Source organism: Winogradskyella sp. SYSU M77433 (assembly GCF_029911945.1).
GTDB lineage: Bacteria > Bacteroidota > Bacteroidia > Flavobacteriales > Flavobacteriaceae > Winogradskyella.
Genome location: NZ_JARYTG010000002.1, coordinates 340,085 through 364,595, shown reverse-complemented (window position 1 = coordinate 364,595; position 24,511 = coordinate 340,085). Strand labels below are relative to the sequence as shown.

At 31.1% G+C, this 24,511-nt stretch carries 24 protein-coding genes and 1 tRNA gene; 20 read left to right on the top strand and 5 right to left on the bottom strand.

Features of this window, described 5'->3' with window-relative positions; translation table 11 throughout:
• Nucleotides 1-229 precede the first annotated feature (229 nt).
• From dnaE to QGM60_RS04920, 5 genes are all read left to right on the top strand, one after another.
• On the top strand, nt 230-4,615 hold the full coding sequence (dnaE, locus tag QGM60_RS04940; RefSeq protein ID WP_281139112.1) for a DNA polymerase III subunit alpha: 4,386 nt from the start codon (nt 230-232) through the stop codon (nt 4,613-4,615).
• A gap of 117 nt (nt 4,616-4,732) precedes the next feature.
• Nucleotides 4,733-5,050 (top strand): thioredoxin, encoded by a 318-nt coding sequence (trxA, locus tag QGM60_RS04935; protein WP_281139111.1) that lies wholly within the window; start codon nt 4,733-4,735, stop codon nt 5,048-5,050.
• Nucleotides 5,051-5,302: 252 nt separating this feature from the next.
• Complete coding sequence (locus tag QGM60_RS04930; RefSeq protein ID WP_281139110.1) at nt 5,303-6,232, top strand: DUF58 domain-containing protein; 930 nt, start codon at nt 5,303-5,305, stop codon at nt 6,230-6,232.
• A 76-nt stretch (nt 6,233-6,308) separates the two neighbouring features.
• Nucleotides 6,309-6,382 (top strand) — tRNA-Asp (locus QGM60_RS04925).
• Nucleotides 6,383-6,939: 557 nt separating this feature from the next.
• Complete coding sequence (locus tag QGM60_RS04920) at nt 6,940-8,142, top strand: site-specific integrase (RefSeq protein WP_281139109.1); 1,203 nt, start codon at nt 6,940-6,942, stop codon at nt 8,140-8,142.
• 62 nt (nt 8,143-8,204) lie between these two features.
• On the opposite strand, the gene QGM60_RS04915 is transcribed toward QGM60_RS04920, so the two are convergent.
• Complete coding sequence (locus QGM60_RS04915; protein ID WP_281139108.1) at nt 8,205-10,823, bottom strand: BspA family leucine-rich repeat surface protein; 2,619 nt, start codon at nt 10,821-10,823, stop codon at nt 8,205-8,207.
• Nucleotides 10,824-10,978: 155 nt separating this feature from the next.
• Between QGM60_RS04915 and QGM60_RS04910 the strand changes: the two genes are divergently transcribed.
• Both QGM60_RS04910 and QGM60_RS04905 read left to right on the top strand, forming a co-directional pair.
• Nucleotides 10,979-11,317 (top strand): hypothetical protein, encoded by a 339-nt coding sequence (locus QGM60_RS04910; RefSeq protein ID WP_281139107.1) that lies wholly within the window; start codon nt 10,979-10,981, stop codon nt 11,315-11,317.
• Nucleotides 11,318-11,576: 259 nt separating this feature from the next.
• Nucleotides 11,577-11,813 carry a hypothetical protein gene (locus QGM60_RS04905; RefSeq protein ID WP_281139106.1) on the top strand — a complete coding sequence of 79 codons (237 nt, stop codon included), beginning with the start codon at nt 11,577-11,579 and terminating at the stop codon, nt 11,811-11,813.
• On the opposite strand, the gene QGM60_RS04900 is transcribed toward QGM60_RS04905, so the two are convergent.
• Nucleotides 11,810-12,031, bottom strand: coding sequence for a helix-turn-helix transcriptional regulator (locus tag QGM60_RS04900; RefSeq protein ID WP_281139105.1), 222 nt, complete (start codon nt 12,029-12,031; stop codon nt 11,810-11,812). The two genes, QGM60_RS04905 and QGM60_RS04900, sit on opposite strands and share 4 nt — an antisense overlap.
• Before the next feature lie 108 nt (nt 12,032-12,139).
• On the opposite strand from QGM60_RS04900, the gene QGM60_RS04895 reads away from it, so the two are divergent.
• The 8 genes from QGM60_RS04895 to QGM60_RS04860 all read left to right on the top strand — a co-directional run bounded on the left by QGM60_RS04895 (nt 12,140) and on the right by QGM60_RS04860 (nt 18,049).
• Nucleotides 12,140-12,595 carry a hypothetical protein gene (locus tag QGM60_RS04895; protein ID WP_281139104.1) on the top strand — a complete coding sequence of 152 codons (456 nt, stop codon included), beginning with the start codon at nt 12,140-12,142 and terminating at the stop codon, nt 12,593-12,595.
• A 9-nt stretch (nt 12,596-12,604) separates the two neighbouring features.
• Nucleotides 12,605-12,943 carry a hypothetical protein gene (locus QGM60_RS04890; RefSeq protein ID WP_281139103.1) on the top strand — a complete coding sequence of 113 codons (339 nt, stop codon included), beginning with the start codon at nt 12,605-12,607 and terminating at the stop codon, nt 12,941-12,943.
• A gap of 195 nt (nt 12,944-13,138) precedes the next feature.
• Complete coding sequence (locus QGM60_RS04885) at nt 13,139-13,483, top strand: hypothetical protein (protein ID WP_281139102.1); 345 nt, start codon at nt 13,139-13,141, stop codon at nt 13,481-13,483.
• 100 nt (nt 13,484-13,583) lie between these two features.
• The gene (locus QGM60_RS04880; RefSeq protein ID WP_281139101.1) at nt 13,584-14,477 is read left to right on the top strand and encodes an AAA family ATPase; all 894 of its coding nucleotides are present in this window, start codon (nt 13,584-13,586) and stop codon (nt 14,475-14,477) included.
• On the top strand, nt 14,461-15,441 hold the full coding sequence (locus tag QGM60_RS04875; protein ID WP_281139100.1) for a DUF3871 family protein: 981 nt from the start codon (nt 14,461-14,463) through the stop codon (nt 15,439-15,441). Before QGM60_RS04880 ends, QGM60_RS04875 begins: the two co-directional genes overlap by 17 nt.
• 23 nt (nt 15,442-15,464) lie before the next feature.
• Complete coding sequence (locus QGM60_RS04870; protein ID WP_281139099.1) at nt 15,465-15,719, top strand: hypothetical protein; 255 nt, start codon at nt 15,465-15,467, stop codon at nt 15,717-15,719.
• 468 nt (nt 15,720-16,187) lie between these two features.
• Entirely contained in the window at nt 16,188-17,294 is a 1,107-nt protein-coding gene (locus QGM60_RS04865; protein ID WP_281139098.1) for a VapE domain-containing protein, read from the top strand.
• A 107-nt stretch (nt 17,295-17,401) separates the two neighbouring features.
• Nucleotides 17,402-18,049 carry an NUMOD1 domain-containing DNA-binding protein gene (locus QGM60_RS04860; protein WP_281139097.1) on the top strand — a complete coding sequence of 216 codons (648 nt, stop codon included), beginning with the start codon at nt 17,402-17,404 and terminating at the stop codon, nt 18,047-18,049.
• Nucleotides 18,050-18,275: 226 nt separating this feature from the next.
• On the opposite strand, the gene QGM60_RS04855 is transcribed toward QGM60_RS04860, so the two are convergent.
• Both QGM60_RS04855 and QGM60_RS04850 read right to left on the bottom strand, forming a co-directional pair.
• Nucleotides 18,276-18,707, bottom strand: a complete 432-nt coding sequence (locus QGM60_RS04855; RefSeq protein WP_281139096.1) for a hypothetical protein — start codon at nt 18,705-18,707, stop codon at nt 18,276-18,278.
• Nucleotide 18,708: 1 nt separating this feature from the next.
• Nucleotides 18,709-19,380, bottom strand: a complete 672-nt coding sequence (locus QGM60_RS04850) for a hypothetical protein (protein ID WP_281139095.1) — start codon at nt 19,378-19,380, stop codon at nt 18,709-18,711.
• A 389-nt stretch (nt 19,381-19,769) separates the two neighbouring features.
• On the opposite strand from QGM60_RS04850, the gene QGM60_RS04845 reads away from it, so the two are divergent.
• From QGM60_RS04845 to QGM60_RS04825, 5 genes are all read left to right on the top strand, one after another.
• Nucleotides 19,770-20,672, top strand: a complete 903-nt coding sequence (locus QGM60_RS04845) for a nucleoside triphosphate pyrophosphohydrolase family protein (RefSeq protein WP_281139094.1) — start codon at nt 19,770-19,772, stop codon at nt 20,670-20,672.
• Between the two features lie 7 nt (nt 20,673-20,679).
• Nucleotides 20,680-21,672, top strand: coding sequence for a nucleotide kinase domain-containing protein (locus QGM60_RS04840; protein ID WP_281139093.1), 993 nt, complete (start codon nt 20,680-20,682; stop codon nt 21,670-21,672).
• On the top strand, nt 21,665-22,150 hold the full coding sequence (locus QGM60_RS04835; protein WP_281139092.1) for a TIR domain-containing protein: 486 nt from the start codon (nt 21,665-21,667) through the stop codon (nt 22,148-22,150). The genes QGM60_RS04840 and QGM60_RS04835 overlap by 8 nt, the downstream gene beginning before the upstream one ends.
• Before the next feature lie 4 nt (nt 22,151-22,154).
• Complete coding sequence (locus QGM60_RS04830) at nt 22,155-22,784, top strand: hypothetical protein (RefSeq protein WP_281139091.1); 630 nt, start codon at nt 22,155-22,157, stop codon at nt 22,782-22,784.
• A 390-nt stretch (nt 22,785-23,174) separates the two neighbouring features.
• Nucleotides 23,175-23,492 carry a hypothetical protein gene (locus QGM60_RS04825; protein WP_281139090.1) on the top strand — a complete coding sequence of 106 codons (318 nt, stop codon included), beginning with the start codon at nt 23,175-23,177 and terminating at the stop codon, nt 23,490-23,492.
• A gap of 20 nt (nt 23,493-23,512) precedes the next feature.
• On the opposite strand, the gene QGM60_RS04820 is transcribed toward QGM60_RS04825, so the two are convergent.
• Nucleotides 23,513-24,490, bottom strand: coding sequence for an ATP-binding protein (locus QGM60_RS04820; protein WP_281139089.1), 978 nt, complete (start codon nt 24,488-24,490; stop codon nt 23,513-23,515).
• Between the last annotated feature and the right edge of the window lie 21 nt (nt 24,491-24,511).

The window sequence follows — 24,511 nt, the reverse complement described above, 5'->3', positions numbered from 1 at the left end:
TTAAAAAGCGTTACTTAATTTTAAGTAATGCTTTTTTTGTTGATATGTGTTTATAACTTCATTTCAGAAAAGTACAAATTCTGTGTAATTTTATATGCTATTTTATTTTGTTGTTGAGAACTGTCAGACTGAGCTTGTCGAAGTCTTAATTTAGCATTTCAACACATAAATAGACCCTGAAAAGAGTTCAGGGTGATAATCTTCGAAAAAGAAATTAAAAAGGGCTTTTATGTACTTAATCTTCGATACAGAAACTACAGGTTTACCAAAACGTTGGGATGCACCAATTACGGATACCGATAACTGGCCAAGAGCTATTCAAATTGCTTGGCAGTTGCATGATGAGATGGGTAATTGTATAGATCATCAAGATTATCTCATTCAGCCTGATGGCTTCAATATTCCTTATGATGCAGAAAAAATTCATGGGATTTCTACCGAACTAGCTCAAGAACAGGGTGTGCCGCTTATAGAAGTTTTAGAAAAGTTCAATGTTGCACTTTCCAAAACAAAGTTTGTGGTTGGGCAAAATGTAGGTTTCGATTTAAATATTATGGGAGCTGAATTTGTAAGAGAAGACATTGCAAATCAACTTCAAGAATTACCAGTTTTAGATACGTGTACTGAGCATACGGCAGAATTGTGTAAAATACCTGGTGGTAGAGGTGGAAAATTCAAATTACCGACATTAACGGAATTACACGAGTTTTTATTCAATGGGCCTTTTGCAGAAGCCCATAATGCAACAGCCGATGTGGAGGCCACAACACGTTGTTTTTTAGAATTAGTAAGACGACAAGAATATACCAAGGAACAACTTGATGTTCAGCCAGACTACTTTCAGGAATTTTCAAAAGAAAATCCAACTGAAATTCAACTTATAGGTCTAAAGCATGTTAATCTAAAGCGAGAAAGTGCAAAGATTAACGAAAGACTTCAAAAAGAACAAACCTCTTCGGTTCCGACCAAAACAAATAAAGAAGCAGCGGCTAAACTTGCAGATGCGGATTTTGTGCATTTACATAACCATTCGCAGTTTTCTATTCTTCAATCTACTATCAGTATTAAGGATTTAGTTGCTGCTGCCGCCAAAGAAGATATGCCTGCAGTTGCTCTTACGGATCATGGTAATATGATGGGAGCCTTTCATTTTGTAAGTGCAGTTTCAGCTCATAATAGAACTGTAAAAGCTCAGCATGATGAAGCTGAAGAAAAGGGAGAAGAGAAAAAAGGGAAAATTATAAAACCAATTGTTGGATGTGAATTCTTTGTTTGTGAAGATCATTTAGACAAAACCCGAAAAGACAATGGTTATCAGATTGTGCTTTTGGCAAAGAATAAAAAAGGCTATCATAATTTAGCTAAACTGTCTTCTGCTGCTTTTACTGATGGGTTTTATTATGTTCCTAGAATAGATAAAAAATTAATAGAACAATATAAAGAAGACCTTATTTGTTTAACTGGTAACCTTTATGGTGAAGTTCCGAGTAAGGTCTTAAACGTTGGTGAAAATCAAGCTGAAGAAGCCTTAATCTGGTGGAAAGATACGTTTGGTGACGATTTGTATATCGAATTGATGCGCCATAACCAAGAAGATGAAAACAGGGTAAATGAAGTTTTAATTCAGTTTGCGCATAAACACGATGTAAAATTAATTGCTACAAACAACACCTATTATGTTGAGCAAGAAAATGCCAACGCACACGATATTTTACTTTGTGTAAAAGATGGTGAAAAACAAGCCACACCAATAGGTAGAGGTAGAGGCTACCGTTATGGTTTGCCAAATAAGGAATATTACTTCAAGTCTACTGAAGAAATGAAAGCGCTCTTCAGAGACATTCCTGAAGCAATAGTCAATATTCAAGATGTTGTAGATAAAATTGAGCCTTTTGAATTAGCTAGGGATGTATTACTTCCAAAATTTGATATTCCAGATGAATTCAAACATCCAGATGATGAAAAAGATGGTGGTAAACGAGGTGAAAATGCATTTTTAAAACACCTTACCTATAAAGGTGCAGAAAAGCGCTATGGTGAAATTACACCAGAAATAAAAGAGCGATTAGACTTTGAGCTTAGTGTCATTGAAAACACAGGTTATCCGGGTTACTTCTTAATTGTAGAAGACTTTATCCGTGAAGCACGAAAAATGGATGTGTCTGTTGGTCCTGGTCGTGGCTCGGCAGCAGGTTCGGTAGTAGCATACTGTTTATGGATTACCAATATAGACCCAATAAAGTACGATTTACTTTTTGAGCGTTTCTTAAATCCAGATCGTGTGAGTATGCCTGATATCGATATCGATTTTGATGATGAAGGTCGTGGTAGAGTTATGCAATACGTAATCGATAAATATGGTGCCAATCAAGTAGCACAGATTATTACTTATGGTACCATGGCGGCCAAATCTTCAATTAGAGATACAGCTAGGGTATTGGATTTACCTTTAAATGAAGCCGATCATATTGCCAAGTTAATTCCAAACATGTCTAAGCTTGGAAAAATTTTCGGGCTTAGTGAAAAAGAATTAGGTAGTAAGTTTAGAGCGGAAGAATTAGAGAAAGTTAATCAACTTCTCAATATATCAGATGGGCAAGATCTACAGGCTGAAACGGTTAATCAGGCTAGGGTTTTAGAAGGTTCGGTTCGTAATACGGGAATTCATGCTTGTGGAGTAATCATTACACCAGGTGATATTACTAACTATGTGCCAGTTTCCGTGGCTAAGGATTCAGATTTATATGTTACTCAGTTTGATAACTCGGTTGTAGAAAGTGCTGGTCTTCTAAAAATGGATTTCCTTGGATTAAAAACATTAACGTTAATCAAGGATACGGTAAAAATTGTAAAAGCAAAGCATGGTATTGAACTCGACCCTGAAAACTTCCCATTAGATGATGAAGAAACCTATGCACTTTTCCAACGTGGAGAAACAGTAGGGATTTTTCAATATGAATCTCCTGGAATGCAAAAGCATATGAAACATCTTAAGCCAACGGTTTTTGATGATTTAATTGCCATGAACGCATTATATCGTCCAGGTCCTATGGAATATATTCCAAGTTTCATTAGTCGTAAACATGGAGATGAAGAAATAGTTTACGATTTACCTGAAACTGAAGAATATTTAGCAGAAACTTATGGCATTACGGTTTACCAAGAGCAAGTAATGTTATTATCTCAGAAATTGGCAGATTTCACTAAAGGTGAAGCCGATGTCTTGAGAAAAGCTATGGGTAAAAAACAGAAAGCGGTTCTAGATAAAATGAAGCCTAAATTCATTGAGCAAGCTGCTGCAAAAGGTATGGATAAGGCAAAACTTGAAAAAATCTGGAAAGATTGGGAAGCTTTTGCGAGTTACGCCTTCAATAAATCGCATTCCACTTGTTATGCATGGATTGCTTATCAAACGGCTTATTTAAAAGCACATTATCCTGCAGAATATATGGCTGCTGTGCTTTCTAATAACATGAACGATATTAAGTCCGTAACCTTTTTTATGGAAGAGTGTAAGCGTATGCGACTTCCTGTTTTAGGACCTAGTGTCAACGAAAGTTATTACAAGTTTTCTGTAAACCAAGACAATGCTGTTCGTTTTGGAATGGGAGCAATAAAAGGTGTTGGCCATGGTGCAGTGAAAACCATTGTAGAAGGTAGAAGAGAAGGTGGTAATTACAAATCTATTTTCGATTTAGCTAAGCGAATAGATTTAAGAGCGGCCAATAAAAAAGCATTTGAAGGTTTAGCAAATGCTGGAGGTTTTGATTGTTTTGAAGGCACCCATCGCGCACAATATTTTGCAGATGATGGTGATGGTATTACCTTTTTAGAAAAAGCAGTGAAATATGGAGCTAAGCATCAAGAAAATGAAAATTCAGCTCAGGTGAGTTTGTTTGGTGAAGCTAGCGATGTGCAAATTGCCGAGCCTCAAGTGCCACCTTGTGAAGATTGGGGAACAATGGAGAAATTATCACGTGAAAAAGAAGTGGTTGGAATTTATATTTCTGGTCATCCGCTTGATGATTTCAAAATAGAGATGAAAACCTTTTGTAATGGCACTATTTCAGCTTTTAAAGATTTAAATGCTGTTGTAAACAGAGAAATTACTTTTGGAGGTGTAGTAACCGATGTACAGCATCGTGTAAGCAAACAAGGAAAAGGTTGGGCTTTATTTACCATAGAAGATTATTCAGATAGTTTTGAATTCAGAATTTTTGGTGAAGACTATTTAAAATTTAGACACTTTTTTGTGGTCAATTCCTTTGTTTATGTTAGAGCATTTGTAAGAGAAGGTTGGGTGAATAGAGATACAGGTAAAAAAGGGGAACCAAGAATTCAGTTTAATAACTTCCAATTGTTGCACGACGTTATGGAAACCTATGCAAAGAAACTTTCTATACAATTAGATATCAATGATTTTGATGAGCAGAAAGTTATAGAGCTTCAGGAATTATTAAGGATTCATCCAGGCACAAATAACTTAAACTTTATAGTTTACGACACTAAGGAAAAAATAAAAGTAACTATGCCTAGTAGAGTTCAAAAAGTAAAAATTTCTCAGGAGCTATTACATGGTTTAACTAGTTATGATGTGCGCTATAAGCTAAACTAATATAAATCAAAACAATAAAGTTATAGTCAAATCAAATATAACCAGTGTAAGGTTTGGTAAATTTTTTGACTAATTTTGTGTATTAAAAAGAAGTAAAACTAATTTAAGATAAATATTATGGCATTAGAAATAACAGATGCAAATTTTGAAGAAACTGTATTAAAGAGTGATAAGCCTGTAATGGTAGATTTTTGGGCTGCATGGTGTGGACCTTGCCGTATGGTAGGACCAATCATTGACGAGATCAGTACAGAGTACGAAGGTAAAGCAGTAGTTGGTAAGGTAGATGTAGATGCAAATCAAGAATTTGCTGCAAAATATGGAGTTAGAAACATCCCAACAGTATTGGTTTTTCAAAATGGAGAAGTAGTAGGTCGTCAAGTAGGTGTAGCACCAAAAAACGCTTACGCAGATGCAATTGATGCATTATTGTAAAAAAAATCTTCTAAAAGAAATAATAAAAGGTTTGTCTATACGGCAAACCTTTTTTAGTTTAGATTCTATTAGTTTTTTTTGCGTTACACGCTTTCAGCCTGTCGCGCTTTCCACTATATCTTTATTGTTTTTTTAAAAACAATAAAGGATGCCGTTGCAATCGCTAACGCACCAGCCAATAGTCGTTTCAAAAACTAAAATTTATACAAACCAGTAGTAGTTTCTTCCTTTTTGGAAGGTCAGGATAGGCTTATGGACTTACAATTAGAACTTAATAAAACAGGTGGATTTAAAAACCTAGAGCTTTTAGCAAAACAAGTTGTTGAAGGTTTTATTGCTGGGATGCATAAAAGTCCTTTTCACGGTTTTTCGGCAGAATTTGCTGAGCATAAAATTTATAATCAAGGTGAAAGTACCAAACATATAGATTGGAAGTTGTTTGCAAAAACAGATCGTTTGTATACCAAACGTTATGATGAAGAAACAAATCTAAGATGTCATCTCATTGTAGACAATAGTACCTCAATGCACTATCCTAAATCTGCGGGTACAACAATAGATAATCTTAACAAAGTAGCGTTTTCAGCATTAGCTTCAGCCTCTCTAATGCATATTCTAAAAAAGCAACGTGATGCTGTAGGTTTAAGTATTTATAGTGATAATTATGATTTTTATGCACCAGAAAAAGGAAGTGAGAGACATCATCAAATGTTGTTGAGTAAATTAAATGAAGCAGTAGTTTCTAAACCAGAAACTAAGACCACAGAAACTTATAAATATTTGCATCAGATTGCTGAAAAAATTCATAGACGTTCATTAATTTTTGTTTTTACCGATATGTTTCAAACTGCAGAAGATGATGAAAAATTATTTGAAGCGTTAAGACATTTAAAGCATAATAAACATGAAGTGGTATTATTTCATGTTTTTGATAAAGAAAAAGAGCTAACCTTTAATTTTGACAATAGGCCTAAGCGTTTTATAGATATTGAAACAGGTGATTTCATTAATTTATATCCAGATAATATAAAAGATAACTATGAAAAATCTGTAAATGAGTATTTTAAAAACTTGAAGTTAAAATGTGGGCAATACAAAATTAAGTATGTTGAGGCAGATATCAAGGCTGGTTTTAATAGTATATTGACGACTTACATGCTAGAGCGACAAAAATTTGTTTAGATATTTAGCTATTTTTTTTGATTTTTGTTTGTGGAATTAAAAATGCAGTGTATATTTGCCCTCGCAATTACGCAACGGTCTGGTAGTTCAGTTGGTTAGAATGTCGCCCTGTCACGGCGAAGGTCGCGGGTTCGAGTCCCGTCCAGACCGCAAAAATTGCTAAAGCTTCAAGAAATTGAGGCTTTTTTTTGCGATTAAAAGATGTTGTGTTGTGCTCATCCTTAAAAGAGGATGAGACGTAGTAGAAACCTAAGTATTTAGGGATTTACCAATGAAAGGCTTTCCTTTTTTCTTTATAGAAAATAGGGATGCTTTTTTGTTTTAGACTTTTAATAATCTTCTAAAAGGTACCGTTTTAGGTAACTCTTTTTTTCTCTAGGTACACCCTTATTTTAAAGCTTTTCTAATTGGGTTCAAATGGTAAATACCCCATAAATAGCATTACATAAACCCATATACCAGACCAAAATATAATAATAGCAAATAGGCTCAATAAAAAAGGTGTAATAGCAAGTAATATCTTTTTCTTACTGTGTTTGTATACAATTCCAATGAAAAAATAGATCAAGGATAAAATAGTAGATAGCAATAAAACTATAAAAGTAAAATCACTTTGATCAAACCAAATTACTATCCAAAAAATGACATATACCAAAAGGTTTATGTATACAATTTTTCTATAATCAAATAATCTCAAAAATTTTATCATGAATAAATCAAAACTAAATATTCTATTTTATCTTAAAAGAAAAAAATCTAAAAGTATAATAAATACAACCATCTTATGTAGAATGACATATTTAAAGAAAAGAAAACAATTTTCAACTGGTCAATTTCTTAATCCTAAGAACTGGAACAGTAAACAACAATGCGTTGAACCACCAGAACCTGATGCAGAACTTATAAACACACAATTGAGCCTGATTAAAACAAAACTTAGTCAGGCTTTTTTGTTTTTACAGGTTAAGGGTTCTGAATTTGATGTAGATGATATATACAAACAATACAAGGGTGAAACACCTAAAAAGGAATTTGGTGTTATAGAGGTTTATAATTTACATAGTGATAGAATTAAGAAGCTTGTAGATATAGATATCAAAGAGGTCACCTATTCAAAATATATTGAATCAGGTAGACATTTAAAGTCGTTTATAAAGTATAAGTACAAGTCCAATGATATTAAATTAAAGACACTTAAAAGCAGTTTTTTAGAGCATTATGAGTATTACCTTAAAACTGAGAAAAAGTTTCAACAGAGCACCTTAAACAAGGCTATACAAAGGTTTAGAAAGGTTATAAAGTTTGCTGTTTCTGAAGACTATTTAGATAAGGATCCTTTTATTTTATATAGAGCAAAAAGAGTAAAAAAGAAAGTGCTTTTTCTTTCACCAGAGCAATTGAAAAAACTGGAAAAAACTGAATTCAAAATCAAAAGAATACAGCAAATCAAGGAGATGTTTATTTTCTGCTGTTATACTGGTTTAGGATTTACAGAAATGAAAAACCTAAAGAAGAAAGATATAGCAATTGATTTTGATGGTGAGCTGTGGCTAACCGTGAATAGGTTCAAAACAAATAGAAGCTATAAAGTTCCATTATTACCCAAAGCTCAAGAAATCAGTAAGAAATATAATACTGATAATTCCGCATATGTTTTTCCAAGTATATCCAATCCTAATTTCAATGCATATTTAAAGGAGATTGCGGATATAGTTGGTATTGAGTTTAACCTTACGCATCATATTGCTAGGAAAACATTTGCTAGTACTGTATTGCTATATAATAATGTACCGATTGAGGTAGTGAGTAAACTGTTGGGTCATTCTAAGATTCAGACTACTCAGGATAGCTATGGTGAAATTGTAGAGAAAAGGATTAGTTTGGAAATGGATAAATTGAAAGGGAAGTAATATGCTTCCCTTTTTTATCGTTTTCAATTATATGATTCTTAACCAAAAGTAGTAACGAAAAATTATATCTTTATAAGCTTTTTGATTTTCTCAGACTTATCCGTTTTTATTTTTACAAAATATAAACCTGAGCTCAGATTACTAATTGAATACTCTTCAGATTTTGTAAACTCCCTAAGTAACTTTCCCGAAAAATTATATAATCTGACTGATTCAATTATTATGTTTGGGGATTGGTCTATTTTAAAAAAATCATAAGTTGGGTTAGGATATAGTTTTACTGTATTTTCTAATGAATATTCTTCTGTGCTTAAACTTTCCACGACCTCTGTAGACACCAAATTTGTTATAATAGGTAAATTGTAATCAAAATAAATACTTGCATCTCCGCTCATTATCTCTCCAACTTGGATAGAAGCTTTTGGTTTGATTTTGTAAGCAATATATCCATTACTGTTTATCTCATCTGCTGCTTCATATGGTAGATTTATGTCATTAAAAAGAAACTCTACCTCGTTGCCATTTGTTATTTTTACTTGATAGTTGTGACTAGCACTAACTATTTTTAAAGTACCCCAATTTAATTCTGGATCCAATTCATCTTCAATTCTTACAAAAGTAGCATTTGCATTTCCTGTATTTTGAAATCTGATGATATAATCTAGATAATCATCTTTTTCATCAAAAGTTATAGTTTCACCCTGTAAAACTCGTTTGTCGTTGGGATCATAGGCATTAACAACAATTTGTTCTAAATCAAAAATATTGTCATTGGGTGTGAAATCGTTAGAATTTGGAATAACTAATGCAGAAAAATTTAATAAGTCATCAGCATTTAAAGTCGGTGGTGCGAAATTTTGCATAGTAATATAAACTTCAATGCTTTGAAATGGATCTATTGTCCCTATACTGAAGTCCAAACTATTAGATGATGTATTTGTCTCGGCTGGAATAGCTGATATAAATGATTGTTTAGAGTCATCAAAAGTAAAAGTAGTTAAAACACCATTAATAATTTCTGTACCTACATTTTTTATCACTAATTTATAATTGGATTCAAAACCAGGTCTTGCAGCATCAATTGGTAAGATGGTAACATTTAAATCTTCAACTATTTGACTTGCTGTTAAACAAAAATCTACCTGTTCTGTTGATGTTGTTAAAAAATCAACAGTTTCACTTTGAGGTGTTGAAGTAAAATAACTAGGTAAATTTGATATAAATACAGTTTGATTTCCTGTATGAACAGGTATTTCATAGTTACCGTTTGTTACAATACCTGAAACATAGAACATATTTGTATCTTCCGCCTTGACCATTAAATTTGTAGCATAAATGTCCGAATCATTGCATCCGTCATTATTTTGATCGTAGTAAACTGAACCTACAACGTTGTTACAATTGGATGAACCAATATCTCCTCCGAAAGTCCAGCCTTTATTGAAATTCAAGTAATTATGGGCATTGAAATTGCAATACTCAAGACCACCTACCCCAATACTAACGTTATTTGCAGCTGATGATGCTAATGATAATAATAATTTATCGTAATTATAAATGCTTAAATTAGAATTAGATAAAAAATCCCCAAAACCATAACCAATACTGACATTTGAAAAATCCCAATCGGATAAATCTTGGTCAAAACTTGTTGCATTCTCAAACATTTCATACATAGTTTCTACATTTGATGTATCCCAATTATCCAAAGGTTGATTAAAGCTTGAAGCTGAAAAGAACATAGACCATAATGAAGTTACGTTAGAAACATCCCAATTATTTAAGGATTGATCAAAACTGGAAGCACTGCCAAACATAGTAGCCATGTTAACGACATTAGAAACATCCCAGTTATCTAAAGGTTGATTGAAATTAGAAGCATGATGAAACATTTCTCTCATATCTGTAACATTAGACACATCCCAACTGTTTATTGGCTGGTTAAAGGAAGTTGCGCCCTTAAATGCTTCCACCACTTCAATCAAATTTGAAGTATTCCAATTATCAACAGATCCATTGAAGGAAACTGCATTGTGAAACATTTCTTCAATACTTGTAACATTTGAAACATCCCAATCGTTTAATGACTGATTAAAATAGGAAGTGTTGGCAAACATTCCTCCCATATGGGTGACATTGGATACGTCCCAATTATCTAAAGGTTGATTGAAACTAGTACAACCTTTAAACATTTGAGCCATAATATTTATGTTAGATACGTCCCAATTATTAATGGATTGGTTGAAGTTAGTACATTCTAGGAACATTGATGAAGCATCCGTTACTTGACTTAAATCAGGAGTATCAGTAGCATTGATGACTAAGTTTGTGCAACCGGAAAACATACCAACCGCAGAATTCCAAACAATGTCCCCCCATTGTTCTACACTTACCACATTTGTTCTTGTAAAATACCCTAAATCTAATACAGGGAAAATACCAGAAATGCTAATGCTGTATACACCTGTTTGAGAATACGAGTGTTGTACTGATTGAGTCTGGTTATTTAAAACTGTACCATCACCAAAATCAATAGTGAAGTTAAAATCTGGATAAATATTAAATACATTTATTTCAAACTGAGAGTTATCAGTTGTTGCTTCCCAATTAATTATAAAAGGTTCTTGTGCATTAATAATTGTGGTTGATAATAGTAAAATAAAGAATATTTTTTTTTTCATAAAAGGTGTTTTTTGAAATGTGGAGGATTTTAGTGGACGAGTAGTATATTTCTATTTAATTTTAGGAAGATATAACTTTTGTAAGTTCTAAAAAAAATATTTGATAAGTGGTTCTATTTTTTTAGAAGTTACTTTTTTAAATTTTAAAACGTTTTATGAAATTCTTAGCTATCCCATTAATTCTATTTTCAATATTGTTTTTAACTACAAAACCTATTGACCTAGGGAAATACACTATAGAAGTTGAAGAGGTCATTAATAGAAAAACTTTCTGGAAAATAGGAAGTAGTGTTACAGCAAAGAACAATCATAAATATGTTGGGGTCAAAGCTCTTTTCACACCCAAGAATAAAAAAGACAATAGACTTGATGTAGAAGATTTCACTATAAAAACTGATGGGGAAGAATATGAAATGACAATCCCCAAAAAGCAAGATGTCTTCTACAGAGGTGCTAACATGATTAAGGTCAGAAAACCAAAGAAAGATCTATAATAGCAGTAGTTCCTAAAGATTTTAAAGAAGGTCTACTTTACTATAAAGACATGAAGCTTGGTGAAGATTACATGTGATAATGATAAGGGTGGTGATTTTAAAATTGAATGAGATTTTTAAACTACATATCACAGTTTTTTCAAAAGAGAGATAAACGTTTTAACAGTTATCTGGATAACTATGCAGATACATTCGTGTTGGGCTTGTTCTACTGCGTAATCCTCGGAATAGGATATATTATATATAAACTATTTTTTGAATGAAACTAGCTGATTTTAATAAATTAGATTATAATAAAAAGCTTTTCAAAATTGTAGATGAAGCAACTTTCCTAGAGAACTATATAACTTCAGATATTAGAATAAATCTATATTCGCTTTATAATTTCTATGTGGAATTAGTTTATGATGGTGATAATAACCGTATTGAGGAAATTAGAAGTTTTGAATCAAGTATGTATTTGGATAAATACATAAGTAATATAAAAATACCTTAGAATTTATAAAATTCTTTAACTTCAACACCAATTGCATTGCTGATTTTTAACAATGTTAAAGCAGTTACATTTTGCCTTCCATTTTCTATTGCAGATAAATTAGATTTTTCCATATCAATTAAAGCGCAAACATCTAATTGGCTCATTTTTTTTGCCCTTCTTACTTGGGAAATCCTTTTACCAAGATACTTTAGATGTTTTTCCTCTATAGCTGTCATAATATATGACAAGATGCCCAATAAATAAACCCATAAGGTTATGATATATAATAACCTATAAGTATATTTGAAAATATCTCTCTTTTGATAATAGAAATAAATATAAGAATGAAAGAAAATATGGACTTTAGAGTGATTCCACCTAAAAAAAGATATAGCAAATTTTATGAAGAAGAAGTTTACATTATACCGTGTAAAGTATTGTATGTGGGTAACCAAATAAAAGGTAAAATCTATAATATTTATTTAGAAATATTGGATTTCAATGAACCAAAAATTATAAAAGCTTCTGGAATTACCTATAAAGGATCATTAGATTACTTTCTTGAACCTCCATTTATTACTGAATGTGTAGTGAGAAAGCATGGAAAGTGCCACTATACATTAATTGTATATAGTGTTAGTAATCCTGGTTTAGTGGAAAAACTTTTTGGGGTTAAAGAAATATTGAACACTGAAGAAGAAATTTTGGATTTTTACAACCACAATTATAATGATTTTAGGAACTGGCTGTTTGAAATAAAGAACAAACAAGACATCAGGGATATTGATTTACCTTTTTAATATTTGGGAATGGGTTCACAAGTTAAAGCTAAATGTATCTGCGGCTTAGAAAAAAATATTCTAATAGGCAGTGGTAAATTGAACTTCAAAAAAACAGAATACTTTCCCTGTCACTGTAAATACTGTAACAATATGGTTGAGGGGAATTTAAAGAGTAAAGATTTGTTTTGTCCAAATTGTAAATCACCAGATATTATTCCTTATAATAATAAAACATTAACTGGAAGTGTAGGTGATTCAATTATAGCAAGAAGTTTTGATAAAGTCTTAACCAATGGAACATATAAATGTCCATCATGCCAAAAGAACAACCTTAAATTCCATGATCAAAGAGTGTTCTGGGATTAAAATTTTTTTTGAAACAAAAATCAAATCACTTTTTTTAAAATCCAAAAACAAAATTATTAAAAGTACCCCCCCCCCCTCATTTTTTCTTTCACATAATATACGAACGTGTGATATAATCTAACAATCAACCCCCACTCTTTTTTGGTTTTGACGCATACCCGCGGTGGGTTTGCATAATCTTAAAATTTATATACTATGGTTAAAATCATGGATTACAAAACCTATCAAAGAGAAGATGGGACAGAATTTCACAGTCTTGTGGTACAGGGCGGAATTGAAGCAGTAAAAAGTAAGGAAACAGACAGGGTTTATTTAACAATCAGGAAGGCAAGGGTTTCCTGTACTTTTGATGAGGAAACCTGTAAGGAACTTATTGGCACGACTATGCCTGGGAAAATTGAAAAAGTAATGGTAGATCCTTATGAATATGCTATACCAGATACAGGTGAACTTATAACATTGTCTCATAGATATGAGTATCTAAGTGAAGATGATGTGACAGTAAAAGAAAATATGGTAGAACAAGAATTGGTTATCTAACATTTATTTAGCAATGAATTTAAGAGTCTCAGAAATGGGGCTCTTTTTTATTTGTGATAATGTCTAATTAAAAAAATTATAAATACAAATACATAAAATTATGAAACTAGAAAAAGCTTCAAGAAGTCAAGTCAAACTAAGAATTGGTTTAAGTGGACCTTCAGGGTATGGAAAAACATATTCCGCTCTATTATTAGCCTATGGGATTACAAATGATTGGTCTAGAATTGCAATAATTGATACTGAGAATGGTAGTGCAAGTTTATACTCACATTTAGGGTCATTTAATGTTTTAAAATTGGATGACCCTTTTAGCCCTGAACGCTATATAGATGCAATTAATATTTGCCAAATAATAGAGGGTATTGATGTTATAATTATCGATAGTATAACTCATGAATGGCAAGGTAAAGGAGGTTGTCTGCAAATACATGAGCAATTAGGAGGTAGATTCCAAGATTGGAGCAAAGTTAGTCCTCGACACCAAGCCTTTATTGATACCATATTGAATTCAATCTGTCATGTTATTACGACTACTAGAAGGAAAGTAGATTATTCGCTAGATACCACTCAAAATGGACGTACAAAGGTTGTTAAACATGGAACAAAAGAAATTACGAGAGAAGGCTTTGAATATGAGCTCACATTAAATCTTGAATTGATTAATGATAAACATTTAGCCAAGGCAAGTAAGGACAGAACAGGTCTATTTATGGATAAACCAGAGTTTATAATTAATGCTTCTACTGGTAGAAAATTAGTTGAGTGGTGTAGTCTAGGGGTTTCCTATGATGACGTTGTAAAAGAAGTGCAAAGTTGTATGAGTATAGATGGGTTAAAACATCTCTATAAAAAGTACAATAACCTACAAAAACAGATTCATCCAAAAATAATTAAAAGAAAAGAAGAATTAGAAGCTTTAAAAAATCAAATAGCTTCTAAAGAATCAATTGTTAAACCAACTAAAGATATAACCAATGGACTTACAAATTAATAATATGCAGGGGAGGATTGCTCAAAGTAGCATGCTTGCAAGAGCCGATAAAAATCCATTTATTGAATCAAACACTAGATCAGTTGAATTAATCCACCTGAAGAATGATTGTATTATTCCTGTTTTTTCAAAAGATATGGAATGCACAATAGCACACCATCAGTTTATTGAAGCCACTAATTTAGCAGCTAATACGTCATTTCCTAAACTTGAAATACAAGAACCTAATATAAGAGCAAGTCATATTATAAAGGGAAGAGTACCTACTGCTATAGGCAAGCCTGTTAAAGATTTATTAGATGAAGAAAAGACTCTTTACTATGAGCGTATGATGTTTAAGATTGATATTCCATCAATAAAAGATAATGTTAACGGAAATGAGTTAAATCTGTCTTTAGGAGGTGTTAGGGCTTATAACCAAGAGAACTTATATAGTAAAAAAGGTTACGAAAAGTTTAAGGTTTTTATAGGGTTCAAAAACTTAGCTTGTACAAATTTATGTGTTAGTTCGGACGGATTTGTTGAAGAACTTAGGGCTTCATCAATAGATGAGCTTAAAGTGAAAGTACTTGAGCTTCTAGAGAATTTTAATATTGAAAGACAACTTGATATTTTAAAAGGTATGACAGAATATTTCTTAACAGAAAAGGAGTTTGCTAAGTTTCTTGGGAAATGTAGAATGTATAATTATCTAACTAGAAAAGAAAAAGATAGTATTCCAAATTTGCTTTTAACAGATGGGCAAATTGGAGCTGTAACTAAAGGATATTATGAAGATGAAAGTTTTTCTAGAAATATAGATGGTACTGTTTCATTATGGCATTTATACAATTTGCTTACTGGAAGTAATAAGAGTAGTTATATTGATAGTTTTTTATCTCGGAGTGTTAATGCACACGACTTAGTCTATTCGCTGGTAAATTCACTTAAAAACCAAACTTATAACTGGTTTCTAGATAACTAATAATATAGCTAAAAAGAAATACTATGAATGATAAGCAGTTGGCTGAATTTTTGAAATACTGCAACCCAAAAGAACTTTACATTGTGACCTGGAACAACTTACTAAAGATATTGTTTTGTCCTTTCAAGGTGGTTGTAAATTACAATATAGGCACATTAAAGAGCAATGAGGTGGTCTGGGTTGAAGAAGTGAAAATTACTAATGATTTGAAAACTGTATATATAATTAAAGGTATGCCCTATTACTATTATCATTTTGATATTCTAGAACAAGAATAAATATTCAAGAGGTTTATGCTGTATTTTGGATAACCAAGCTTTTGAGACTGTTTTTAACTCTTTAAACTAAAAACCACTGAAAATGATTTTCTAGAAAAAGACACTATGTTATTATTTAAGGCATAGTGTCTATATTAAAGTATCTGTTTCTTACAAGAATAATTGACAAAATAGCTATAGTAAACTGCCTGAGGGGACCCATTTCAGATTGATATCGTTGACTTTAGGACCCTTGTTTTGTATCTTTGCATAGATTTTAATTCACAGTAAAGCCTTTAATTTTCTTTAAAAGGAACTAACATTCAATTCAACATAATTTGATTTAAACATTCAGAAATTAGAATGTTTAGTTTATGGTCTATTGTTTTTAAAAATAGTGGTTAAAATCGCTAGCCATTTTTAAACTTATAACCTTCAGTTTAACTGGTTAGTAATCATGAAAGAAGGAGTAATTTAATAATAAAAAATATGCTAGAAAAGCATTTGAATGATAAATATGATTTCTACTATAATGAAATTTTAAGTAGAGTATATTATAAAGAAAAGAAACAAGATGAATATAAATTGTTGAGTAGTTATAAGTTAAATTCTATAAAAAGAGAGCTCAATAATAATGATATAAAATGTAGCGTGTCAGATCTAAAAAGTCTTTTAGAATCTGATTATGTGCCTAAAAGAAATCCATTCGAAGAGTATTTCAATAGTCTACCAGAATGGGACAACGTTGATTATCTATCAGAGTTGTGCAAAACTGTGAAAACATCTAATGACCAAGAGTATTTTTGGGCATTTAAAAAATGGATTGTTGCTATGGTTGCATGTGCTCTATATCCAAATATCACAAATCAAACGATTTTTATATTTACTGGAAAGCAGGGTATTGGTAAAACAACTTGGCTTAAAAAGTTAGTTCCAAAAAAACTAAATGGTTATTTCTTTAGCGGTTTAATTAATCCATCAAATAAGGATACTACATTATTGATGTCTGAAAAACTCATTGTTAATTTAGACGAGTTGGCATCATTGAATAATAAGCAAATGGATGCTTTTAAAGAGATGGTAACCAAATCTGTTATAACAGAACGAAGAGCTTATGCACACTTTTCAGAAGATTACATTAGAAGAGCTTCTTTTGTAGGTAGTTCAAATCATTATGAAATTCTTTCAGATGTAACAGGTAACAGGCGATTCTTAGTGTTTGAAGCGCAAGATATTGATTATGAGTGTAATATTGATATGGATAAGGTGTATAGTCAAGTTATGTATATATTGAATAATACAGATTTTCAATATCACTTTGTAGGTGATGATATAACACGAATAGAACGCAATAATATGATGTACAAACAATCTAATCAGTTAGAAGATTGGATAGGGGATTTATTTGAGAAACCTAGTGATGATGAGAAGAATATACGTTATATGAGTGCAACAGATATATCATTATATATAAGTAATAACAGAAGGTCTTATGGTAAACTAAATGTTCAAGAAATAGGTAAAATAATGACATCTTCAGATTACGCTCGAAAAAAAATCAAAGGTTCATGGAAATATGTGGTAATAACTAAATAATAACTAATGTAGGGCGGGCAGGTAGGCTGTTTATGAAACTATATAAAGTTATAATTGGAAAAATTTTATTAAAATAGGTTACCCACCTGCCTTTTAAAAAAGAGAAAATGACAAAATTAATATATAAAGTAACAAATAAAATTAATGGTAAAACCTATATTGGTGCTACCACAAAGAGCTTAGAAGAGAGAAAGCAAGATCATTTACAAAAAGCGTTCAACAATTCCGAAAGTCCATTTCATAAAGCTATATCCACTTATGGATTGAATTCATTTGACTGGGAAACTGTTGATACAGCTTCATCTAATAATGAACTTGCAGAAAAAGAAGTGCAATATATTTATAATTATAAGGAGAATGGTGGTGTTTACAATGAAAATAGAGGTGGTGGTATAAATAAAGACGTGTATCAATATGAAGCAGATAGTTTAAAATTAAAATCCAAATATCCCAGTTTAGATGAAGCAGCAAATGCAATTGATTCTACTAGAAAAGCTTTGAGTAAGACTTGTCTTAGCGTAAATCAATTTCATAGAGGATATTTTTGGAGTTATAACTGCACTGAATATTTTGAACCTAACAAGGATAAAAGGAAAAAGCAAGTATATCAATTTACACAGTTTGGTGAATTTGTTAATTCATTTGAATCAATTGCTGAGGCATGTAAACAAACGAATGTAAACAAATGTTCTATAGCTAAAGTATGTAGAGGTGAAAGGAATCACGCAGGAGGGTTTAAATGGTCTTATAAATAACATTTTGCATTAATTTAAGAGAAAAGGCATCTAAAAGGTGTCTTTTTTTATTACATCTAAAAAAAACCTAAATATCTAAGATAAATATATTCATTTGCGGTCTAGGAAAGACCTGATTAAAACAATTATTTTAGGAATTAATATTAAAAGGCAGGTTCTTTTGAATTTTTTGGTTTAGTTAAAAATGTCGAAATTTTTAATAAGGATTAATAATATGACTATAAGATTAACAATACTCAAGAATTAAATACATTATAATTAGACTAATAGTTGTTATTAAATATAAAACAGTAATTGAAGACCATAATAAAACTTTCCAAAAGCAATAATCACCTCCTTTATACAGTTTGGGGTTCATTTCAAAAATTTTTAGTGTTAACTTCTCCTCATTTTCTTTATTTAAATCACAAATGTCCTTATAAATACCTCTGAATTTTCTTTCCATTTGTAAATAATAAGAATCTAAAAACCAAAAAAGTATTACTAAAGGAACTGGAAGAATTATAAAAATACTTTTGGGATTAGCTGCATACACTGCTAAGAATGCAGCAATAATCGTTATCATCATTCCTTTAATTTGAAAAGAGTTTGTGTTCATTCTTGTTATTACCCTTTGGGTAAATTCTCTATGTTGAGACTTTTTTTCTTCTTCTGACATATTATTTGATTTGTTTTATGCTATACAGTATATCTAATGGATGAATGTCTGTTCTGTCAGTAAAAAAATCTAGCCAAGATTTTATATCATCAAATGTAAGTTTAACTAGATGAGAAATATCTGTATCATAATCAATTTTAAAACTTTCATTTAGATTGTTAGATAACTTTATTTCTCTTGCTGCTTTTTCAATATTGCTATTTTTTCTTCTTTGCTTTTTTCTTAGGATTTTAGATAAGAAAATCTCGTTGTAAATCCAAGGAGAACTTGTTGTTCCTGTATGTGTTAATTTCTTAAGGTTAATGGAGTTGGGAGTTTCAAAAAATAGCAAACATTCAGTTTTGTCCATTATTTCAGACAATGCGTTTATCAACATCATATGAACATGACTAGTAGTTACATTTCTTTTTTCATACGAATATGTTTTTTTGTTTTTGTCATAACAGAAGTCATCGTCAATTAACTTTAGTAGTTCATTAATGTAGCCCCAGACGTTATGGTCAATAAAAACATCTAGGTTAAATTTGTTTTTGAACCAACCAGCTAATTTTTTTGCTCTATCGATATCAAGATGAGAGTGTGATAAAAATATATCACAATTTATTTGAGGGAACCAATCCTCTTGTGTAGCACTACCATCAATAATATTACCATGTTTAAATTTAATATTCATTCTTTCTTTTGTCTGATTTTTAAATTTAGTGGTGATTTGATTTCCTTTGACCTGGTCGTACTTATTAAAATGTATACTTTTGAAAGTTTCTGTAGTTATTATAAACCTGCTATACATTTATAAAATAGAATTTAATTTTTTAATCCACAATCAATATATCTAAATATTCATTACCAATTTAATTCACTGAGTTATTTTTTACCAAGATAAAGTAATTTTCACGTTTATTTATAGCTTAAACAATATCTATATACCATCTAGATTCAATTGCTACCTATTATGAAAGAACCTTTTATTTTAGAAAAATAGCACTTATATGAATTAAAATAAAAATTTCTTTAATAATTTAAATAATTAATTATGTGCTTGTTACAATTAAATGTAAATTTATGTCAATACTATTAATTATGGACTTTTCAGAATACCAAAAAGAAGCAAAAAAAACAATTCAAAAATATAATGCTGACGAAACCTCTAATATAGTTATACCCTACTTAGGTATTATAGGAGAAGCTGGTTCGGTTGTTAGTGAACTTAAAAAGAGACTACGGGATGGTAAATCATATAGTAATTTCAAAAATAAGTTAAAAGAAGAATTAGGTGATGTACTTTGGTATATTTCAGCCATTGCTTCTCAGAATGGGATAAGTCTAGAGGATATTGCACAAGAGAACATCAAAAAGATTGAAGATAGATTTGTAGAAGATAGTTGTGCTATCTATAAGGATTTTGATAAAGATTATCCTGAAGAGGAATCTTTACCTGAAGAATTTCAAGTTGCTTTTATTCCCTTTGAAAGTGAAGGTAAAAATTTAGTCAAAATTGTTGATTATAAGACAAAAGAACTAATAGGTGACCCTTTATCTGACAATAACTACGAAGACGATGGGTATCGTTTCCATGATATTTTTCATTATGGGTATTTGGCAAATCTAGGTTGGTCACCAGTAGTAAGAAAACTACTTAAAAGAAAGAGAAAAAGTAATCCAGAGATTGATGAAAATGAAGATGGGGCTAGAGCTCAAATAATAGAAGAGATTGTATCTTTACTTATATATAGCGAATCTAAAAATCATCAATTATTGAAGTACAGTAAAAATATAGATACAACTTTATTGGGATTAGTACAAAGACTTGTAAAAACCCTTGAGGTTAAAGAATGTACTGCAAAACAATGGGAAACAGCAATTCTTAACTCCTATAAAGTGTTCAATGAACTCATTGAAAATAATGGAGGAAGAGTTTTGGTAAGTAAAAAAAATAGAAGGTTGATATATTTAGGTAAAAACTAAAAAATTTATGATTGAGTTATCCGTGAAAAAAACGAAACCAAAAGAATCAGAAGTTTATAAAACTTATTGGGAATTTGCTGGTAAAAGGCAAGAAGTTTTTTTTAATCGTATTAATAATGAAGATGAATGGACAAATGATGATATAATAGCTAAGTATAAATTTACTAACGTATATAGGGCCTCTGACAGAGTTAGTCAATACTTGATTAAAAATGTTATATACAATGGTTCACATACCCCTTCTAATTTGTTATTTCGGATATTGCTTTTCAAAACTTTCAATAAAATTGAAACTTGGCAATATCTTGAGAGTAGACTTGGGCAAATATCATTTGATGATTTTGACTTTAAAGTATATGATGATTTATTGAATTATCTCAAAAGTCAAAATGTTTCAATATACTCTGGGGCATATATAATGACTTCTGGTAAGAGCACCTTTGGGTATAATAAAAAACATCAAAATCATCTTAGATTAATTGAGTTCATGTTAAAAGACAACCTAGATGAAAGGGTTGCTGATTGTAAGAGCTTAGAAGAATTATTTTTATTATTAAAACAATACCCAACAATAGGAAACTTTCTAGCTTATCAATATGCAATTGACATTAATTATAGTGAACTTACAGATTTTAGTGAGATGGATTATGTTTACCCAGGACCTGGTGCAAAAGATGGTATTAAGAAATGTTTTGTAGATACAGGGGGATTTAGTGAGACGGATATAATAAAATATATTACTGATAGACAGGAGTTTGAATTTCAAAAATTTAATATTAATTTTAAAACCCTGTGGGGAAGGAGTTTGCAATTAATTGATTGTCAAAACTTATTTTGTGAAGTTGATAAATACGCTAGGGTTGCTCATCCAGATATTTCTGGAATTTCAGGTAGAACAAGGATAAAGCAAATTTTCTCTCCCAAGGCATCCGAAATAGATTATTGGTATCCTCCGCAATGGGGATTAAATGATAAGGTTAAAGTGTCTTTAAATGAATAAAAAGTATAATGTTTTCATAAGTCATCATGGCAAAGACGATGATAAGGTTCAAGACCTTAAAAGGCGTTTAATTGATAAAGGCTATAGTATTAGAAATTATTCTGTTGATAGTACTAAACATACAGAGAAAAAAAGACCTTCTGATAGGGTGATTCAAAGGTTTTTGAGAAGACAAGTTTCTTGGGCAGGAACTTTTATTTGCATGATAGGTAAAAGAACTTTTTCTAGGAAATGGGTAAATGATGAAATTAGAATGGCTCATCAGCAAGGGAAAAAGATTGTTGGTATATATACGCATGGGAATAAAGATGTTCAATTGCCCCAAGCATTTAAAAAATATGGAGGGGCCTTACTCGGTTGGAACTCTTTAAATAAGCTTGGAGCAATCATGGATGGAAAAGACTTTCCTGTCGAGAATCCACAAGGTCAACCAAGAAAGCCTATTTATAAGATGGCTAAAGTTAGATGTAACAAATAGATTTATGAACTACTACTCATATAAATTAGACCACGATTATGGACTTGCACCAAATCCCTTTGGACAATATTGTACATTGGCTGTTTGTAAGCCATCAATAAGAAAGAATAATGATTTAGCTCTTGGGGATTGGGTTATAGGAACTGGAAGTAAAAAACTAAGAAATTTACATCATCTTATTTTTGCTATGAAGGTTCAAGGTAAATTGACTTTTCAAGAATATTGGGAGGACGAACGTTTTCAATACAAAAAACCTAAAATGAATGGAAGTCTGGTGCAAATGTTTGGTGATAATTTTTATCACAAAAACCCTGAAGCCAAAAAATGGATTCAAGAACCCTCGGCACACTCTGTAGTAGATGGTGATGAACACAAAGAAAATGATTTAAGTGGAAGGTATGTTCTATACTCTGAACATTTTTATTATTTCGGAAATTCTTCTCCTTTGATTCCAAATGAGTTTTGGGATATTTGTAGTGAAGGGAGAAATATGAAGTCTAAAGGTATTGATAGTAATATAGCGGTAGAATTTATTAAATGGGTTGAGAAAAATTATAATGTGGGGATTCATGGGGATCCCATAAGCTGGGAGGAGTATCTTGATGCTCATAATCAAACCAAACTTAATATCTAAAAATCAATGGCTTATTTTATGTATTGGTCAGCAATACAATTTTAATCATTACTACTTTATTGTATTGAGCTTAAATGTCTTTTTTGATAAGTTCGAGTCCCGTCCAGACCGCAAAAATTGCTAAAGCTTCAAGAAATTGAGGCTTTTTTTTGCGATTAAAAGATGTTGTGTTGTGCTCATCCTTAAAAGAGGATGAGACGTAGTAGAAACCTAAGTATTTAGGGATTTACCAATGAAAGGCTTTCCTTTTTTCTTTATAGAAAATAGGGATGCTTTTTGTTTTGTGATGTTTGTAAAGTTTTGAAAATCTAAAAGATACGTAACTTTACGTATATTATTCTATTGTTTGTTGTTGTACTTTTAAAATGTTATTAATTAAAAAAAATTACAATGCCAAATGTTATAGCTGTAGGAAATGTAAAGTCTGATGGGACTATTTATAACGCCACGCCTGGTATATCGATTAGTACTATGGGTGTTTATTCGGAAAATATGTATAAGGTTGAACTTCCATGTGGTTTAGTTCTTCATGATGATTATATTATTCAATTGACTCAAGAACTGGTTGATGATGGAGATCAAGATCATTATTTTACTTCAATAGGTTATTTGTTTAGAACAAAAAAAGGTTTTCAAGTTGGTATAATAAAAGGTGATAATGGACAATTTATAAAAGGATCTTGGAGTTTTACTATTCTTGATTTGTAGGATAGCTTTAGGGTATTGTTTTATCTTTTAAAGTGATAGTATAAAAGCTGTTGTAAGTGGCTTTTCTTAAATGGTTTGGTAAGGTAATTGTCCATTCCTGTACTAACAGATTGATTAATGGCGTCTGTTGTTACATTGGCTGAGATACCAAAAATTATAACATCTTTATTATTTTTTCTTATTTCTCTTGTAGCTTCCCAGCCATCCATTTCAGGCATGTGAATATCCATAAAAATAAGGTGATAGTCATTTTTCCTTGACATATCTAAAGCTACTTTGCCATTATGGGCAACATCTGCTAAGATGCCTAAATCACTCAAGAATTTCTTTAGAACAATAATGTTTACTTTATTGTCATCAACAATGAGGGTATTTAGTTTTGAGTAGTCTATTATATTATCATTATCACTAGGTTTTATGGATGTTTGATTTTGTGCAAGAGGAAAAACTACATGGAATTGAAATTCTGAACCAGAGTTAAGTTTGCTATCCACAGAAATATCACCATCCATTAAATTGATAAAAATTTTACTTATGGCAAGCCCTAATCCGCTACCTTCATATTGTTTTTTTATACTGTTTTCGATTTGAGTAAAACGTTCAAAGATTGAATCTAGTTTGTCTTTTGGGATACCAATACCGGTATCTTTAATGCTTATAGTAACTTTGAGACTATTGTTTTCTTCTAACGACTCAGAGTAGGTTACGGTTACTCCACCCGAATCTGTAAATTTCAATGCGTTTTTTAAAATGTTATTTGTGACTTGGAGAAATTTACTCTCGTCACCTACAACATTTAAGTTTTTTGTGTTTTTAAAATTAGAATTAAGAAAAAGACCTTTTTGTGAAAAAATATGTTGGTTAACATTAATTAGCTCTTTTATTTTTAATGAAGGATTAAAGATGTCTTTAGATAATTCAATTTTTCCAGATTCAATCTTTTCAAAATCAAGAATGTCGTTAACAATAGTGAGTAGGTTATTGGATGACATCTCCATTAAATGAAGGTATTCTAAGTT

Coding starts and splice junctions, on each gene's coding strand:
- QGM60_RS04910 (WP_281139107.1), top strand. CDS start 10,979: ATGAAATTCTTAGCTATCCCATTAATTCTATTTTCAATATTGTTTTTA.
- QGM60_RS04850 (WP_281139095.1), bottom strand. CDS start 19,380: ATGAATATTAAATTTAAACATGGTAATATTATTGATGGTAGTGCTACA.
- QGM60_RS04845 (WP_281139094.1), top strand. CDS start 19,770: ATGTCAATACTATTAATTATGGACTTTTCAGAATACCAAAAAGAAGCA.
- QGM60_RS04835 (WP_281139092.1), top strand. CDS start 21,665: ATGAATAAAAAGTATAATGTTTTCATAAGTCATCATGGCAAAGACGAT.
- QGM60_RS04825 (WP_281139090.1), top strand. CDS start 23,175: ATGCCAAATGTTATAGCTGTAGGAAATGTAAAGTCTGATGGGACTATT.
- QGM60_RS04855 (WP_281139096.1), bottom strand. CDS start 18,707: ATGTCAGAAGAAGAAAAAAAGTCTCAACATAGAGAATTTACCCAAAGG.
- trxA (WP_281139111.1), top strand. CDS start 4,733: ATGGCATTAGAAATAACAGATGCAAATTTTGAAGAAACTGTATTAAAG.
- QGM60_RS04890 (WP_281139103.1), top strand. CDS start 12,605: ATGGGTTCACAAGTTAAAGCTAAATGTATCTGCGGCTTAGAAAAAAAT.
- dnaE (WP_281139112.1), top strand. CDS start 230: ATGTACTTAATCTTCGATACAGAAACTACAGGTTTACCAAAACGTTGG.
- QGM60_RS04915 (WP_281139108.1), bottom strand. CDS start 10,823: ATGAAAAAAAAAATATTCTTTATTTTACTATTATCAACCACAATTATT.
- QGM60_RS04840 (WP_281139093.1), top strand. CDS start 20,680: ATGATTGAGTTATCCGTGAAAAAAACGAAACCAAAAGAATCAGAAGTT.
- QGM60_RS04895 (WP_281139104.1), top strand. CDS start 12,140: ATGAAAGAAAATATGGACTTTAGAGTGATTCCACCTAAAAAAAGATAT.
- QGM60_RS04920 (WP_281139109.1), top strand. CDS start 6,940: ATGAATAAATCAAAACTAAATATTCTATTTTATCTTAAAAGAAAAAAA.
- QGM60_RS04880 (WP_281139101.1), top strand. CDS start 13,584: ATGAAACTAGAAAAAGCTTCAAGAAGTCAAGTCAAACTAAGAATTGGT.
- QGM60_RS04830 (WP_281139091.1), top strand. CDS start 22,155: ATGAACTACTACTCATATAAATTAGACCACGATTATGGACTTGCACCA.
- QGM60_RS04905 (WP_281139106.1), top strand. CDS start 11,577: ATGAAACTAGCTGATTTTAATAAATTAGATTATAATAAAAAGCTTTTC.
- QGM60_RS04930 (WP_281139110.1), top strand. CDS start 5,303: ATGGACTTACAATTAGAACTTAATAAAACAGGTGGATTTAAAAACCTA.
- QGM60_RS04900 (WP_281139105.1), bottom strand. CDS start 12,031: ATGACAGCTATAGAGGAAAAACATCTAAAGTATCTTGGTAAAAGGATT.
- QGM60_RS04885 (WP_281139102.1), top strand. CDS start 13,139: ATGGTTAAAATCATGGATTACAAAACCTATCAAAGAGAAGATGGGACA.
- QGM60_RS04820 (WP_281139089.1), bottom strand. CDS start 24,490: ATGGAGATGTCATCCAATAACCTACTCACTATTGTTAACGACATTCTT.
- QGM60_RS04870 (WP_281139099.1), top strand. CDS start 15,465: ATGAATGATAAGCAGTTGGCTGAATTTTTGAAATACTGCAACCCAAAA.
- QGM60_RS04860 (WP_281139097.1), top strand. CDS start 17,402: ATGACAAAATTAATATATAAAGTAACAAATAAAATTAATGGTAAAACC.
- QGM60_RS04875 (WP_281139100.1), top strand. CDS start 14,461: ATGGACTTACAAATTAATAATATGCAGGGGAGGATTGCTCAAAGTAGC.
- QGM60_RS04865 (WP_281139098.1), top strand. CDS start 16,188: ATGCTAGAAAAGCATTTGAATGATAAATATGATTTCTACTATAATGAA.